Here is a 16,360-nt window from a genome sequence, read left to right as displayed (position 1 = left end):
CAGGATGGGGCCCATGCGGATCGCGATCACCGGCTCCTCCGGTCTCATCGGCACGGCGCTCGTGCGCTCCCTGCGGGCGGACGGCCACGAGGTGTGCCGCCTCGTGCGGCGCGAGCCCCGCGCGCGGGGAGAGGTCTTCTGGGACCCCGTGCGCCAGACCGTCGACACCGCCGGGCTCGCCGGCTGTACGGGCGTGGTGCACCTGGCGGGCGCGGGCGTGGGCGACCACCGCTGGACGGACGCCTACAAGCGGGAGATCCGGGACAGCCGCGTCCTCGGCACGGCGGCCCTCGCCGAGGCCCTCGCCTCCCTCGACACCCCGCCGCGCGTGCTCGTCAGCGGCAGCGCGATCGGGATCTACGGAGACACCGGCGACCGGCTCACCGACGAGGACACCCCGCCCGGGCACGGCTTCCTCGCCGACGTCTGCCAGGAGTGGGAGGAGGCCGCGGCGGCCGCCGGCGAGGCGGGCGTCAGGACCGTCTTCGCGCGCACCGGGCTCGTCGTGGCCCGGGGCGGCGGGGCGTGGGGGAAGCTCTTCCCGCTCTTCCGGGCGGGGCTCGGGGGGCGCCTGGGGAGCGGGCGGCAGTACTGGAGCTTCATCGCCCTGCACGACCACGTCGCGGCGCTCCGCCACCTCCTGGAGGACGAATCGCTGGCCGGGCCCGTCAATCTCACCGCGCCCCATCCGGTCACCAACCGTCAGGTGACGGAGGTGATGGGGCGGGTGCTGCACCGGCCCGCGCTGCTCCCCGTGCCCGCCCCCGCGCTGCGGCTGGCCCTCGGCGAGATGGCCTCGGACGTGCTGGCCGGCCAGCGGGTCGTGCCCCGGCGGCTGCTGGAGTCCGGGTTCTCCTTCGCGTTCCCGGACGTCGAGAGCGCCGTACGAGCGGCGCTGGCGGACCCACGGTGACCACGGACCGCGCACGGGGCCGCCGGCCGTGCTACCCGCCGTGCGACCGTGCCCTGTCCGTGCGCGACTGTTATTGACCGAATTTCTCTCTACGGTCAAGGCAAATCGCGCATCGGCGCTGCCCGTTGAGGGCATCAGGGCACCGAGCGAGCGGACCGACCCCGGGAGGGCACGTGCTCAGCAGCGCACGCGACACCGCTATCGACGCCGACGTCGTCATCGTGGGAGCCGGCCTCGCCGGGCTCTCCGCGGCGCACCGGCTCACGGCCGCAGGGGTAACGGTCATCGTCCTGGAGGCCGCCCCTTACGTCGGTGGGCGGATGGCCACCGACCGCGCCGACGGATTCCGGTTGGACCGGACGGCGCAGTTGCTCAACACCTCCTTTCCGGAGCTGCTCCGCACGCCCGGGCTGGACGCCCTCGTGCTGCGGCCGTTCACCCCCGGAGTGCTCGTCCACGCCGACGGGCGCAACCAGCGCACGGGCGAGCCCCGTTCCACCAAGCGCGCGTTCCCCACGGCGCGCGCCTTGGCGACCGCCGCGCGGGCCTCGCGGACGGCACGGGCGTCCCGGGCCGGCGGTCTCGACCAGGCGCGCCTGGGCACCGCGCTGGGCCGCCTCGCCGCGCTGCCCGCCCACCGCGTCCTCGCCCGCCCCGACCGGCCCACCGCCGAGGCGCTCGCCGGGCGCGGCCTGCCGCCCCGTACGGTCGAGGGCTTCCTGCGGCCCCTGCTGGCGTCCCTGCTGTGCGATCCGGACCTCACCACGTCCAGCCGGTGTGCCGACCTCGTGCTGCGGGGTTACGCGCGCGGGCGGCTCTGTCTGCCGGCCGGCGGGGCCGACACCGTACCGGCGCTGCTGGCCGGCCTGCTGCCGCCCGGCACGGTGCGGACCGGTGTCCACGCCAAGGCCGCCTGCACGACGTCCGTCTCCACCGCCGAGCACGGGGAGCTGCGCTGCCGCTCGGTCGTCGTCGCCACCGGTGCGCGCGCCGCGGCCGAGCTCATCCCCGGCCTGCGGATGCCGGGCTTCCACCCGGTGACCGTGCTCCACCACACCGCGCCCGAACCGCCCCTGCGCGAGGCCTCGCTCATCATCGCCGCGGGGCGGCACGGGCCCGTCGCCCACACCATGGTGACGAGCGAGGTCGACCCCTCGCGAGCGCCCGCGGGACGGCCCCTGATCACCTCGACGGTGCTGGGCGCGGCCGCGGGCCTGCCCGTTGCGGAGCTGGACCGCACGGCGCGGGCCCAGCTCGCCCGGGTCTACGGCGCCCCGACCGGCGACTGGCAGCTCCTCGCCGCCCACCACGACCCCGAGGCCGTCCCGGCCATGCCGGCACCGCACGACGTCCGGCGCCCGGTGCGCCTGCTGTCGGGCCTGTACGTCTGCGGCGACCACCGCGACACGAGCACGGTCCAGGGCGCCCTCTTCTCCGGCCGCAGGGCGGCCCTGGCAGTCCTCCGCGACCTGGGCATCCGGGCCCCCCAGGACTCGGAAGAACTGCAAGCGGCGTAGGACCTCCGGCCTGGGGGCTTCGTACGGCGGCACGGCTCGTACGGCACCGCCGGCCCCCTCCGGTGGGGGCTGAGCGCCGTTGCGACGGGATGCCCTTGCCTGCGGCCGACGAAGCCAACAAGCCCGGCTTCTCACTCCCGCCGGATCGGCGCCCGGCCGCAACGGCGGATCCCGGCGGTGCCGGACAGAGCCGAGGCCCGGACACGAGCACCTCCGCTTACCGCCGGGCACAGCATCCCGCCGCAACGGCGCTCAACCCGCACCGGAGGTAGCCGGCGGTGCCGGGCAGCCTCACGCCCGGCGCGAGCCGGCCCCTTGCCGTCCGGCGAGGACAGCCCGCAACGGCGCCCGGCCCCACCGGAGATGGCCCCGGCCACGTCCGGCAAAGCCGGCCGCAGGCCTACAGCGCCGCCACCTTCTCCCGGTACGCCCGCACCGCCGCCGCGTCCCGGTACGGCTCGAGCCGCCGCTCGAAGTCCCGGATGTACTCCAGGGCCCGCACCGACCGCATCTCGGCCGCCGCCTGCGCCGCCTCCGCCCCCAGCTGGCACGCCTGCTCCAGCTCGCCGAGCCCCAGCCGCGCCGTGGCCAGCACCACGCGGCAGAAGAGCCGGCTGCGGGCGTACGCCTGGCTGCGGAGCTGCAGGGAGCGCTCGGCGTGCTGCGCCGCGGCCCGGTACTGCTGCAGATCGCGGTGGCAGTGCCCGAACTCGTCCGCCAGCTGGGCCTCGTCGAAGAACCGGGCCCAGTACGGCACGTCGTCGCCCGGTCGGGCGGACTCCAGCGCCCGCTCCGCCCGCGCCAGCGACGCCGAGCAGGCCCGCACCTCGCCGAGCACCCCGTGCCCGCGCGCCTCCACCGCGTGCAGCAGCGACTGCACGACGGACGGGGCGCTCGACCCGACGCCCTGCTGGGCGACCCGGGCCAGCTGCACGGCTTCCCGCCCGTGGCCGAGGTAGACCGCCTGCCGGCTCATGGTGACCAGCACGTAGCTGCCGTAGGAGCGGTCCCCCGCGGCCTGGGCGAGCCGCAGCGCCTGCACGAAGTACCGCTGCGCCAGCCCGTGCGCGGCGATGTCGTACGACGTCCACCCGGCGAGCCGGGTGAGGTCGGCCACGGCGGCGAAGAGCCGCCGCCCGGTCGCCTCCCCGTACGTGCCGCGCAGCATCGACTCGGCCTCGTGCTCCAGGTACCGCACGAGGGCCTGGCGGGCGTGCCCGCCGCCGTAGGCGTGGTCGAGCGTGCGGAAGAGCTCGCCGACCGAGCGCAGCGCCGCGATGTCGCCCATCGACACCCGGCCGCCGGGCCCGCGCTCGATCTGCCGCTGGCGGGGCTGCTGGCCGCGGCCCTGGGACGGGACCCGGCCGCCCTCGGAGCCGGGAGCCCCGCGGGCCACCCGCTCGTCGGCCCGGCCGATCAGCCAGTCCCGGCTGGGCACGACCAGCCCGGCCGGAGTGAAGGCGATCTTCCGGAGCTCCGTGTGGCTGCCGGAGTCCTTGCGCCAGAGGCCGCTGACGATGTCAATGGCCTCTTCCGGGGACGCGGCGAATTCGAGCCCCGCATAAACCGGAGCACAGGCGTCCAGCCCCAGGTCCTGCGCGGACAGCCGCCGTCCGAGCCGCCGGGTGAAGACCTCGGCGATCAGCGCCGGGGTGGTGCCCCGGGGCTGCTGGCCGCGCAGCCAGCGGGTGACGGATGTCTTGTCGTAACGCAGGTCGAGGCCGTGCTCAAGCCCTAACTGATCGACTCGCCGAGCCAGCCCTGCGTTGGAGAAGCCCGCCTCCGCGATCAATGCGGCGAGCTGACGGTTGGGGATGCGCTGCGGGGGTCGTTCCGTCATCAGCCTGCCGGTCTCCCTGATCTCGTTCTGGAACGGCGCGAACTTAGCGGTCCCCAACGCCCTGATCGCTCCCTTCGCCCCGCATTCATCCGATCGTGTGAGGACAGATCAAATTCACCCGGACGGCGCTCCGGACCCTCTCGCCGTTCGCGCGCCGGCCGCCGGCCGTCCCCTCCGGCCGGGCGCCGCCCGCCTGCAGCGATGCCGGCGGGCCGCCGTACAGTGGCAAGGGCGCACCGGAAGCGCGGGACATCGCGCCGGACGCACCCGTACGCGCCACCAGCGTGCGGGCATCCGTGCGGGCACGAGGGTGCGCGGAGTCGAAGAGCAGTCGAAGAGGAGCTGGGAGCCGCCGTGAGTGAGCTGCGCTTCGTCCACCTGGGCTTCGGGGCGGACGCCGTCGAGTATCAGGAGGCGTGGCAGGAGCAGCGCCGGGTCCACGCCGCCCGTTTCGCGGACGAGATCCCGGACACCTGCCTGCTGCTGGAGCACCCGGCGGTCTACACCGCGGGACGGCGCACGGAGGACAGCGAGCGCCCCCTGGACGGCACCCCCGTCGTCGACGTGGACCGCGGCGGGAAGATCACCTGGCACGGCCCGGGCCAGCTCGTCGGCTATCCCATCCTCAAGCTGCCGCGGCCGGTCGATGTGATCGCGCACGTCCGCCGGCTGGAGGAGGCGCTCATCCGCGCGTGCGCGGAGCTGGGCCTGGAGACCACGCGCGTGGAGGGCCGCAGCGGCGTCTGGGTGCTGGGCGACCCCGTCGAGGAGCGCCCGGCGATCGGCGGCCTGTCGCTGGACTTCGACCCGCGGCTGACCGACGAGGAGTTCGACCCCCGGCTGAACGGCCCGGAGTACGCCCCGTCCAACGCCGGCCAGCGCCGCGAGGACCGCAAGCTGGCCGCGATCGGCATCCGGATCGCCAAGGGCGTGACGATGCACGGCTTCGCACTGAACTGTGATCCTGACAACACCTGGTTCGACCGGATCGTGCCGTGCGGCATCCGCGACGCGGGCGTGACCTCGCTCTCGAACGAGCTGGGCCGGCGGGTGTCCGTCGCCGAGGTGCTGCCGGTGGTGGAGAAGCACCTGCGGGAGATCCTCGAGACGGCGGAGCCGAAGCCGCGACCGGTGGAGGGTGAAGCAGCCGTCGGGGCCGAGGCCGTCCGGGCGGGCTAGCCGGACCGGCGGGGGGAATGTGCCCGGGGAGCCACGAGTTGTTACCCAGGGCACATGAGTGACCAGCGCAGGAAATAACGGGCGTACCCTGGTGTCCGCCGAGGAATCGAAGTCATAGGGAGCCGGACGTGTCGGCAGTCGCACCCGACGGACGCAAGATGCTGCGCTTGGAGGTCCGGAACGCCCAGACCCCCATCGAGCGCAAGCCCGAGTGGATCAAGACGCGGGCGAAGATGGGCCCCGAGTACACCGCGCTGCAGGGCCTGGTGAAGCGCGAGGGCCTGCACACCGTGTGCCAGGAGGCGGGCTGCCCCAACATCTACGAATGCTGGGAGGACCGCGAGGCCACCTTCCTCATCGGCGGCGACCAGTGCACCCGGCGCTGTGACTTCTGCCAGATCGACACCGGCAAGCCCCAGGCCCTCGACCGGGACGAGCCGCGCCGCGTCGGCGAGTCCGTCGTCACGATGGACCTGAACTACGCCACGATCACCGGCGTCGCCCGCGACGACCTCGCGGACGGCGGTGCCTGGCTGTACGCGGAGACCGTGCGCCAGATCCACGAGCAGACCGCCGGGCGCGAGAGCGGCCGGACGAAGGTCGAGCTGCTCGCCCCGGACTTCAACGCGGTGCCGGAGCTCCTGCAGGAGGTCTTCGAGTCCCGCCCCGAGGTGTTCGCCCACAACGTGGAGACGGTGCCGCGGATCTTCCGCCGCATCCGCCCCGGCTTCCGCTACGAGCGCTCGCTCGAGGTCATCACCCGGGCCCGCGAGTTCGGCCTCGTGACGAAGTCCAACCTGATCCTGGGCATGGGCGAGGAGCGCGCCGAGGTCAGCGAGGCCCTGCGCGACCTGCACGAGGCGGGCTGCGAGCTCATCACCATCACCCAGTACCTGCGCCCGTCGCCGCGGCACCACCCGGTGGAGCGCTGGGTGAAGCCGCAGGAGTTCGTCGAGCTGAAGGAGGAGGCGGAGGAGATCGGCTACGCCGGTGTCATGTCCGGCCCCCTGGTCCGTTCGTCGTACCGGGCCGGCCGCCTTTACCAGCAGGCCGTCGAGCGGCGCGCCGCCGCGCCGTCGAGCCAGGCGGTCTGACCACCTCCGGTCACCCTCCGACCTGCGATGTTCGCATCGGCACAGGCCCATGGACGCGGCCCGTACCTTCCCCACTGTCCGGTGGGGAAGGTACGGGCCGCGTCAACGTTTCATAGGTGTTTGACCAAGAGGTCATCCATTGGTAACACCGTTCCGTGACGATGGAGGCACGCACAGCAGTTCCCCGCGCGTACGCGAGTCCGTATCTCACGCACGCAATCTCACGCACGCACCTCCGCTCGTCCCGCTCGACCCGTTCCTTCGCTCGTCCCGCTCCTCCGCCGGTACGCACCGCCAGCCCCCCGCTGCCCACTGATCACTTCCGCTCCCGAGGGGACAACGACATGCAGGCCGCGCCCGCCCATGCAGCGATGGCGACAGCCACCCGCGCCGCTTCCACCCTGCCCACCACGCTCTCCGTACGGCCCCCGTCCGTCACCGGGGCCCTGCGGGCCCTGGAGGGGCTGCTGATGCGCGGTGGCCAGCGCACGGCCCGCCGGAACGCCTGGACCGCGGTGCTGGAGGACCGCCGCCGGGCCAAGGACCGGCGCGAGGCCCAGCACGTCCTGGAGGCCGTGGCGGCCCCCGGTCCGCAGGCGACGTAAACTTCGCCTTATGGCGAGCAAGGCAACACCTGAGAAGCAGGGGCGACTGCAGCAGATCGCCCTGACCTACAAGCTGACGCGAGAGATCGACACCAAGATCGGTCTCATCGTCGCGGCAGTGGGCATCGTGACCCTCGGTGTCCTGCTCGCCGTCGGCTTCGCGATCGGCCACCCGGTCTACCTGGGCATCCTGGGCGTACTGCTGGCGTTCCTCGCGATGGCGATCGTCTTCGGCCAGCGCGCCCAGCGCGCCTACCAGAGCCGGATCGAGGGCCAGCGGGGCGCCGCCGCTTCCGTGCTGGAGCAGATGGGCCGCACGTGGACGACCACGCCCGCCGTCGCGTTCAACCGCGACGAGGACATGGTCCACCGCGCCATCGGCAAGGCCGGCATCGTGCTCGTCGGCGAGGGCAACCCCGGCCGGGTCAAGGCCCTGCTGGCGGCCGAGAAGCGCAAGATGGCGCGCATCGTGACGGACGTCCCGGTGCACGACTTCATCATCGGCAACGGCGAGGGCCAGCTGCCGCTGAAGAAGCTGCGCACGACGCTGGCGAAGCTGCCGCGCGTGGTGCCGGGCGACAAGGTCACCACGACCACCGACCGGCTCCGGGCGATGGGCGACCCCATGAAGAACATGCCGATCCCGAAGGGTCCGATGCCGAAGGGCGCGCGGATGCCGAAGGGCCGCTGAGGAAACGAAGCGCAATGAGGGCGGGGCGGAATCATTTCGATTCCGCCCCGCCCTCATTGCTTCCCGAAAGCGCTTGCTAGACCCGCACCTGGACGGCGCGGGCGAGGCGGTCGTGGAGACCGCGGGTGTCGCGGTCCCAGATGACGGCCGGGATGACGACGACGAGGAGTACGCTGCGGAACAGGACACGGGGCAGCGAGAGCCGCCCGCCGCCCTCGGCGACGACCCGCAGCCCGAGGAGGCGCTTGCCGGGGGTGCAGCCGACCGTACCGACAGTGACGACACTGAGTACGAAGAAGATCAGCAGGGCCCAGTTCCCCGCCTGCTGGGGCTTGCCGTCCGCAAGGAAGGCGTAGGCGATGAGCATGCACAGCGCCCAGTCGATGAAGACGGCGCCGAGGCGCCGTCCGAGCGGGGCGATGGAGCCGGGCCCGTCCGCCGGGAGCCCCAGGCGCTCGCCGCGGTGCCCGAAGTCGACGCCCATCTCCTCGGCCGCCGCGCGGGGGCCGGAGAGCCATGAGCCGATTGCTTGCCTATTGTCCACCCGTCAACGGTACTGCGCCCGTATGCGTTCCTTCCGGCCCGGGGGGTCGCCCGCCCCGGCCCCGTATCCCTGCCGCGCCTTCGCCGGTCCGTCCCGGCGCGTCCCCCGTGCGTGTTTCACGGCACATCCGGGCCGCACCCCGGTTAACCTCGGCGAAACAAATGGGTCATGCCCGGGAAATCCCGTCTCTCTAGGGTCGGCCGCAGCGCGCCAGTGCGATACGGACCGCGCCACCGAAGCAATCCCCGACCGCGTGCGGCCGGGCTAGGAGGAGTTGGATGTTCCAGAACGCCGACGAGGCCAAGAAGTTCATCTCGGATGAGGACGTCAAGTTCGTCGACGTCCGATTCTGCGACCTGCCTGGCGTGATGCAGCACTTCACGATCCCGGCCTCGGCCTTCGACCCGAACGAGGAGCTGGCGTTCGACGGCTCGTCGATCCGCGGCTTCCAGGCCATCCACGAGTCGGACATGGCCCTGCGCGCGGACCTCTCCACGGCCCGCATGGACCCGTTCCGCCGCGACAAGACGCTCAACATCAACTTCTTTATCCACGACCCGATCACGGGCGAGCAGTACAGCCGCGACCCGCGCAACATCGCCAAGAAGGCCGAGGCCTACCTCGCCTCCACCGGCATCGCGGACACCGCGTACTTCGGCCCGGAGGCCGAGTTCTACGTCTTCGACAGCGTGCGCTTCAACACCGCCGCGAACGAGTCCTTCTACCACATCGACTCCGAGGCCGGCGCCTGGAACACCGGTGCGGTCGAGGACAACCGCGGTTACAAGGTCCGCTACAAGGGCGGCTACTTCCCGGCCCCGCCGGTCGACCACTTCGCCGACCTGCGCGCCGAGATCTCCCTCGAGCTGGACAAGGCCGGCCTGCAGGTCGAGCGCCAGCACCACGAGGTCGGCACCGCCGGCCAGGCGGAGATCAACTACAAGTTCAACACGCTGCTCGCCGCCGCCGACGACCTGATGCTCTTCAAGTACATCGTGAAGAACGTCGCCTGGCGCAACGGCAAGACCGCCACCTTCATGCCGAAGCCGATCTTCGGCGACAACGGCTCGGGCATGCACGTCCACCAGTCCCTGTGGAGCAACGGCGACCCGCTCTTCTACGACGAGCAGGGCTACGCCGGCCTCTCGGACACCGCCCGCTACTACATCGGCGGCATCCTCAAGCACGCCCCGTCGCTGCTGGCCTTCACCAACCCGACGGTGAACTCCTACCACCGCCTGGTCCCCGGCTTCGAGGCCCCGGTCAACCTGGTCTACTCCCAGCGCAACCGCTCCGCCGCCATGCGTATCCCGATCACGGGCTCCAACCCGAAGGCCAAGCGCGTCGAGTTCCGCGCCCCGGACCCGTCCTCGAACCCGTACCTCGCCTTCTCGGCCCTCCTCCTGGCCGGCCTCGACGGCGTCAAGAACAAGATCGAGCCCGCCGAGCCGATCGACAAGGACCTCTACGAGCTCGCCCCCGACGAGCACGCCAACGTCCCCCAGGTCCCCACCTCCCTCCCGGCCGTCCTCGAGGCCCTGGAGCAGGACAACGAGTACCTCCAGGCCGGCGGTGTCTTCACCTCCGACCTGATCGAGACCTGGATCGACTACAAGCGCACCAACGAAATCGCCCCCATCCAGCTCCGCCCGCACCCGCACGAGTTCGAGATGTACTTCGACATCTAAAAGCTCTAAATGCCGGGCCGAGAAGATCCGTGGCTCGTCAGGGCATTTGTTGTCCATCGAGACCCTGTCACTCCTCACCCGGAGTGACAGGGTCTCGATGCATCCAGGCCTGCCTCGGCCAGACAGCAGCGACGAGCGCGTCTTGAGCAGGTCTTACGGGACTACCCGGCAGATCCACGGGTGCCACAGCTCCGGACGGGTTTCACGCTCACGATCGTCACCTGAGGGACAGAGATCGTGCTTCCCGTCTCGGTGCGGAGCTCCATGTGCTGCCCGTCCGCTCCAGTCAGCTCACCGCACAGCACACCGGTGGCGGACCGCACCTCCACCTGGTGCGTGGCAGCGGCACTTGTCGTCACCCAGGCAACAATAAGTGCCCCCACCACCAGAACCACACCCAGCACACAACACATGGACGCCCAAGCCAGCGCTCTCGTGACCCTTGACACCTCCTGCTCGGTCCAGCGCCGCAAAGCCTGCCCACCGAGCAAAATCTGGTGGCCTGGTACTCCATGCGCTGCTCGGACCGCCAGCAGCGCACCTGCCGTCAGCGAAAGGAAGGCCGCCACCAGTAATGTCGTCGCCGTGTTGCGGGCCCAATCCGGAAGCTCTGTCAGATTGTCCCGCCCCTTCAACAGGACGAGCACTGCAAGGAGCGCCGTGAGTCCCATCAACCCGGTGCGCCACCCCTCGGCCTGCCTGCGCAGTTCCGGAAGCCTGGTGAACTCCAGTTCACGGGCAAGTTCGGCCCAGCGCCGGTCGGAGCGTGTACTCACCGGCGGATCCGCCAGCTCGCGCCGCACCCGAGGTAGGACGTATCGGGCGGACACTGCGGATGGGCATGGCCGCACTCACACAGGTGCACCTCCGCCAGCAGCGGCTCGGGCTCACCCTCCGCCCTCCGTGTTGCCCCGCTCCCGAACAGCAGGCCCAGCCTTCCCTTCACACCAGTCCCCGGCCGGGCCCAGGGAAACAGCGTCTGTGTGGGTCCATGACAGCGTGGGCACGTCCCGGCGACGATCACTCCATTCCCGTCCAGGGCAGGTTGCTGGGTGAACAAGGCGGCGTCGACCTCACCGAGATCTTCCTCGGCGTAAGGCGTGCTGTGTTCATGTCGGCCAGGCTGCGTCATCGCTCCTCCTCCTGCTCGCGCCCGGGCTCCAGGCCGAGCCCGAACATGCCCGCATACGCTGCAAGGCGCTCACGAACCCACTCTTCTGTCTCAGCGACCGCCCTTGCACAGGTCTCCAATCGCTCCCGGCTCACCGAGCCGGAGACGGCCGGCAGCCTGCCGTCCAGGCCTACGGAGAGGATCGCCAGATCCTGCCAGCACGGCACGACGTCGGGGACTTCAGTGATCGACGGCAGCGAACCCTCCAGTGCCAGGTATGGGGTGATACGCCGCTGCCAGGTGTCCCACACCGACTCGCCGAGTCGGCCGGCGATGCTGACGAGATCGAGGGGTACCAAAGGAGACCCGATGGTGGAGACGCGATGGGCCGAGCTGACCGCCACGGCGTCGTGGGCAGTGGGCACCTCGTCCGGTAGAGCAGCCACAGCCTCCGGGGAGAGCTCTGGCACGAGGGCACCGATGGCCTGCAGCGGCACCAGCGCCTGATAGGCCGCACGCGCACCGAGGTTCCGAGCACGGGCGTATCCCACGAGGTGCTGGGCGGTCAGCGCGGTCCAGCGCGGGCTCTCCAACCACTCGTCGTACTCGTCATCCAGTCCTTGGTCAATCAACGCCGCCGTCTCGTCCCAAGTCGGTCGAAACTTCCACAGCTCCTCCGGCAGCGGCGGCGCGATCAGGTCGGTGCTCAGACCAAGGTTCCGGGCTTCCCGGTGCGCGGTGTCCCACAGGAATGAAAGCTCTTGCCGCAGTTGCTGACTCGCAGTGAACAGCACGGCCGACGTGGCTGGCACGGGATAGTCAGCGCCGAGAAAACTGGGATCCGTCCCGGAGAACGCGTACCGGCTGGGAATGGGCAGATCGTCCCATGCATGCAGCAGGCGCGCCGCGTCCGGGAACATCACTCCGGCTTCGCGCAGTTCATCGACATGCTCGCAGAGTTCGTCCCAGGACAGCTCGTATGGCCTTACGAACGCGAGGTCCCGGAGCGAGATGCCATGCTCCAGCCGTATGTCCACCCCGTGCAACCAACCCACGAGGTCGCCGGTCCCGGGCGAGGGCACGAGATCCCGCCCGGCCGAGCGTTTGGTGTAGCGCCGGTGATGGGCCACTCCGAGGACCTCGGTCTCACGGGCGAGGACGCGATCCGCCTCCCACACGGAGACTTCCCACTCCGCGGCCAGCTCGATGGTGGCGGCCCATGGCAGAACGGGGCGGCCATCGACTCCGCGGACGAGGTAACGCTGCATAACTGGGAACATCTCGGGCGGTACGGCATCCCACCGAGCGGTCAGGACGGGATCGGGCACCGGGCGGCCCAGCCAGGCGAAGTCGGCCATCCGCCGTTGCGTTTCCACCACATCAAGCCCCGCCGCCCGGGCCACTGCCGGTACATCCCAGGGGTTCGTGGCCGGTCGCCAGCTGTGCTCGTCCTCTTGAAGGTAGAGCAGCGTCAATTCGTTTTCGGTACAGAAGTGGCCCCGGTGGTGATCCGGCACATCGTGCAGCGGCTCTCCCACGAACGGCACGTAACGGGAGCACATAGTGGCGAGTTCGCCGAGGCTCAGACCATGCTTGGCGGACGTACGAACGATGCCGGCAAGATCTTCGGGCAGATGCCGATAGTAGATCTCGGTACGGGGTTTCCGCTCGGACAACCGGCGCCCTCTAACGGTCACGACGAAGCCGCCCAGGGGGTCACACCTTTCCCCCAGAAGTCCGGTCATGATGAGCCGGTCAGTGTAGTCAGGCTTCCACTCAAGGTCGCCGCGACCCCGGATCGCGGGCCCCGCCAGCCTGGGATGGGCTATACGCAGACCGCGCGTCGCGCGTAGTACCTCCGCCACTGTCATCCCCTGGTCATGCGCCACCATCACGGCGGAGCGCCAGTCGCCCTTTACTTCGGCCGCAATATCCGACCAGCCCGGGTGCGGCACAGGATGGCCGTCGAGAGACTCGGGAGCCGCTTCCCTCTTGGCGAGAGGCCCCGGTCGGAGGACGGCCGTCCGCCAGGGCCGGACAGCGTCATGGAGCTGCTCCTCCTCGGACCAGCCCGACCGGTTGTCAAGGGACGAGTCCAATTTGAACCAACCGGTCTCGTCGAGGTTCACCGTACGGGCGCCGTAACCAGCCCTGGCTCGGACTCCTCTTCCGTGCCAGGCACGCCAGAGAATCCTGGCAAGGGAGGGGTGACGGGATTCCATGGTCCGCAGCCACTCAAGAGTCAGCTCCGGCCAATCAGCCAAGGCCTGTGAACCCTCATGTGCCCTTTGGTGCTCCCAATGAGTGTCGTACCGTTCCAGCTTTTTACGGTTAATGCTCAGTTCACCGGCGTGGGCTCCGTGCAGATTGAGAACGTAGCCGAATGTGCGCCTATCAGTGGCGACCCCGTCACACACAATCGCCCCTTCCCCCGCGACCCACCACAGAGTCCCCGGGACCGCCTCGATCGCCGAATCGACGGCTATCTCGTGCTGCCCTCCGCCTGACTGGAGACGCCCAGGCAGCCAGACCTGCTCGCCGCTGCCCTCTCCGCGGACCTCCAGCCTGAACTCGCTCAAATGAACCAGGGACCGCAATACGGACACGCAGGATTCCCCGGTGAGGGTCCATGAGTTGCGCAAGTAGAGCCGGACGCGCGTGCCGCCCTCAGGCAACGCCGCGCCACTCCGCCCGTCGTCCTCCCGCACCCGGAAGAGGCTGCCGCTCACCGGGATCTCGACACGCAATGCCTTTTCGGCCGGACGGCCGTCAGGACTGACGGGCCTGGTCACGATCGTCATCTCGTCGGCGAGCATGAAGTAGCTGAAGACGCCGATTCCGAAGCGGCTGTTGGGGTACAGGCGAAGCGACCTGTCGTGGCGCAGCCATGCGGCCTGCTCGCGGCGGAAGGAGTGGGACTGTTCGAAGCGGCGCCCGGCCTGAGTGAATGTGCTCTTGAGTTGGTCGGCGGTCATGCCGACACCGTTGTCGATGCACTCGACATAGCGGCCTTGGTCATCCTGGCCCATAGCAATGCGGATCCGGCCGACCCAGTTCCCTGATTCTTCCCTGCAACTCCGTAAGTAGCGGACACGCATGTCCCGGTAGCGACAGGCATCCATAGCGTTCTGGTACAGCTCCCGCAAGGCAAGTTCGGGCTCACCGTCGTACAGCTTCTCGCCCATCAACAGCCGACGGATCTCCGTCTGAGCCAGCGAGAAACGCGCGAGCGGTATGTCATAAGCGTCCGCTCCCAGCTCGCGATCCGGCCTTAGCTGCTGGTCGGTCAGTCGAGCGGGGAGATCCTTGAGGAGGACACCTTCGTCGGCGGGCAACCGCTGTGCCGTCTCTCTCAGCGTGTACCCAAGGTCGTCGGCATCCTCGACGACCGAGGCCATTGCTGCATGGATCGCGGGGTGCCTACAGACCGCATCCAGGTGCAGGTACGAGGCTCTTCCGTCCTGATCGAGGTGCCAGGCAGCGTCACGAATGGCGCCGATCACCTCACGGGGCACCACCGGATCCGAAACGGCGAGGTGCTCGGCAACTACCTCCGGCAGACACCGGGCGTCGAAGGCGAGTAGCCCCGCAAGGCGCAGCAACGCTGCAAGAGGCCGCACCCGCAGGCGCCGAGGAACCCTCCGTACGACATGACTGTCCGGGAAGGGGAGTCGCTGATCGTCCCGCGGAGCGCCAAGAGCGAGGCCGGCAGCGACCGTCCGGAGGGCCGCGGACAGGGATCCCGCCCGTCCGGTGAGCCCCCCATCCGGCGCCGGCGGTGTCACGTCCAGAAGGCGCGCCACGAGTCCGTCGGCCAGTACTGCGGGCACGGCCTCCTCGTCGGTCGCGAACCGTTCCGCGATCCAACGGTGGACCAGCCATAACATAACGGCGTTCCGGTCGTTCGAACGGTCCGAGGGCTCGGTGTCCCACCAGGACCAGTCCGTGAGCTTCTCGGTGATCTGGGGATGGTGTTCGGTGATCTGCTCGTAGTGGCGCCGCTGGTCACCTGCATCGAGCCGACGGTGAATGGATTGAGGGCAGAGGTCGGCGGCCTGACTGAGCCGCTCGGCCCAAGCTGCCTCATGCAGCAGTACGCCGGCGATCAGCGCGGCTACCTCCAGGGCGGACAGCTCGACGCCCTCGGGCAGGAGCAAAGGAAGCGTGTCGTGTAGCAGCCGTACGGGGTATTCGTCGTCGATCCAGGGATCTGACAGTCGTTCCTGAGCGCGGTGGACGTGGCGAGCAGTTTCAGTGGCAAGGTGAACCAGACAGTCCTGAATGCGAGCGACAGTCTCCGTGTCACACTCCGGTACTCGCTTCCACAGCGTCGGCGTGCGGACGACGTCCAGCCACGCCTCCAGCAGCCGTCCGCCCTCTGCGACCTTGCGAGTTCTGGTCTCCTCCTCGAGGTCACTTCCGTAGCGGATCAATACGGCCTGCGGCTCGGACCGAGCGCGGAGGGCCAGCGTCCGTGTCTCCTGCCGGGCCGCCCGGTACACCTCCTCCACCGTGCTGGCCTCGGTCAGGGGGTCGAAGGCTCGGGCCAGCGCCAGTGTGAAGAAGCTGCCCGCCTCCGCAAAGCCGCTACGTTCACCGAGTCCGCACCCGGACATGACCGCGAACCCGCCGCAGGGCGGCCCCTTAGTGATCGAACTCCCAAAGACGACGGCTCTTCCATCCTCCGCCGAGCGGCAGGCGTCGATCAGCCACAGCACGGTCCCGGCATCACAGATGGTCAGATACCGGCTGATATCGGCGTCCAGCAGTGACTCTCGCACGTGCGCCTGTTGCCACCCCATCGCATCGTCACTGGCAGGCGCCCGGGCGTCGGAGGGCACCAGGTAGTCGATATCGCCAATACGAACGCCGTGCCCGGTGAAGTACAGGAGAAGGACACTGCCGGCCGGGACCCTCCTGGATACGGCGGTGATGCGCTCGGTGATCTCATTGCGCGTCGGATCACGCAGCGTCTGCACCTCATAGCCGCTGCCCTTCAGGGCGGCACTCATGGCACCTAGATCCGCGTCTACCGTCGGTCCTAGCGTGGGAAAACAGTGTTCTGCTCCGGGGCTGTCGCCCACACCGATCAGGAGAGCTGTACGACTGTGCTCTTTCACTACCCACTCCCTCCGAAGCGGATGATCTTACTGGCCGCGGCGGGGTTCAGCTGGTGTG

11 protein-coding genes are annotated in these 16,360 nt (G+C 69.9%); 7 read left to right on the top strand and 4 right to left on the bottom strand.

What is annotated here, in order from left to right:
* The first annotated feature begins 4 nt into the window (after positions 1-4).
* Positions 5-913: a TIGR01777 family oxidoreductase gene (locus tag ACFZCD_RS14965; RefSeq protein ID WP_391830707.1), complete on the top strand. Its 909-nt coding sequence runs from the start codon at positions 5-7 to the stop codon at positions 911-913.
* A 173-nt stretch (positions 914-1,086) separates the two neighbouring features.
* Entirely contained in the window at positions 1,087-2,430 is a 1,344-nt protein-coding gene (locus tag ACFZCD_RS14960; RefSeq protein ID WP_391830705.1) for an NAD(P)/FAD-dependent oxidoreductase, read from the top strand.
* 400 nt (positions 2,431-2,830) lie between these two features.
* Here ACFZCD_RS14960 and ACFZCD_RS14955 read toward each other — a convergent pair whose 3' ends face one another.
* On the bottom strand, positions 2,831-4,270 hold the full coding sequence (locus ACFZCD_RS14955) for a regulator (protein ID WP_391831309.1): 1,440 nt from the start codon (positions 4,268-4,270) through the stop codon (positions 2,831-2,833).
* Positions 4,271-4,624: 354 nt separating this feature from the next.
* Between ACFZCD_RS14955 and lipB the strand changes: the two genes are divergently transcribed.
* The 4 genes from lipB to ACFZCD_RS14935 all read left to right on the top strand — a co-directional run bounded on the left by lipB (position 4,625) and on the right by ACFZCD_RS14935 (position 7,839).
* On the top strand, positions 4,625-5,449 hold the full coding sequence (gene lipB / locus ACFZCD_RS14950) for a lipoyl(octanoyl) transferase LipB (protein ID WP_391830704.1): 825 nt from the start codon (positions 4,625-4,627) through the stop codon (positions 5,447-5,449).
* A gap of 128 nt (positions 5,450-5,577) precedes the next feature.
* Positions 5,578-6,543, top strand: a complete 966-nt coding sequence (gene lipA, locus ACFZCD_RS14945) for a lipoyl synthase (protein ID WP_391830702.1) — start codon at positions 5,578-5,580, stop codon at positions 6,541-6,543.
* Between the two features lie 344 nt (positions 6,544-6,887).
* Entirely contained in the window at positions 6,888-7,148 is a 261-nt protein-coding gene (locus ACFZCD_RS14940) for a hypothetical protein (protein ID WP_391830700.1), read from the top strand.
* Between the two features lie 10 nt (positions 7,149-7,158).
* Complete coding sequence (locus tag ACFZCD_RS14935; protein WP_391830698.1) at positions 7,159-7,839, top strand: DUF4191 domain-containing protein; 681 nt, start codon at positions 7,159-7,161, stop codon at positions 7,837-7,839.
* 76 nt (positions 7,840-7,915) lie between these two features.
* Here ACFZCD_RS14935 and ACFZCD_RS14930 read toward each other — a convergent pair whose 3' ends face one another.
* Positions 7,916-8,383, bottom strand: a complete 468-nt coding sequence (locus tag ACFZCD_RS14930; RefSeq protein ID WP_391830696.1) for an RDD family protein — start codon at positions 8,381-8,383, stop codon at positions 7,916-7,918.
* Positions 8,384-8,661: 278 nt separating this feature from the next.
* Here ACFZCD_RS14930 and glnA point away from each other — a divergent pair, with 278 nt between their 5' ends.
* The gene (gene glnA, locus ACFZCD_RS14925; RefSeq protein WP_391830694.1) at positions 8,662-10,071 is read left to right on the top strand and encodes a type I glutamate--ammonia ligase; all 1,410 of its coding nucleotides are present in this window, start codon (positions 8,662-8,664) and stop codon (positions 10,069-10,071) included.
* 161 nt (positions 10,072-10,232) lie between these two features.
* Here the strand turns inward: glnA and ACFZCD_RS14920 are convergent, their stop codons facing one another.
* The gene (locus ACFZCD_RS14920; protein ID WP_391830692.1) at positions 10,233-10,847 is read right to left on the bottom strand and encodes a hypothetical protein; all 615 of its coding nucleotides are present in this window, start codon (positions 10,845-10,847) and stop codon (positions 10,233-10,235) included.
* A gap of 352 nt (positions 10,848-11,199) precedes the next feature.
* Positions 11,200-16,302, bottom strand: a complete 5,103-nt coding sequence (locus tag ACFZCD_RS14915; protein ID WP_391830690.1) for a caspase family protein — start codon at positions 16,300-16,302, stop codon at positions 11,200-11,202.
* Between the last annotated feature and the right edge of the window lie 58 nt (positions 16,303-16,360).

Source organism: Streptomyces sp. NPDC008001, from assembly GCF_042958085.1.
Lineage (GTDB): Bacteria > Actinomycetota > Actinomycetes > Streptomycetales > Streptomycetaceae > Streptomyces.
This window is presented reverse-complemented; position numbering and strand designations above follow the sequence as displayed.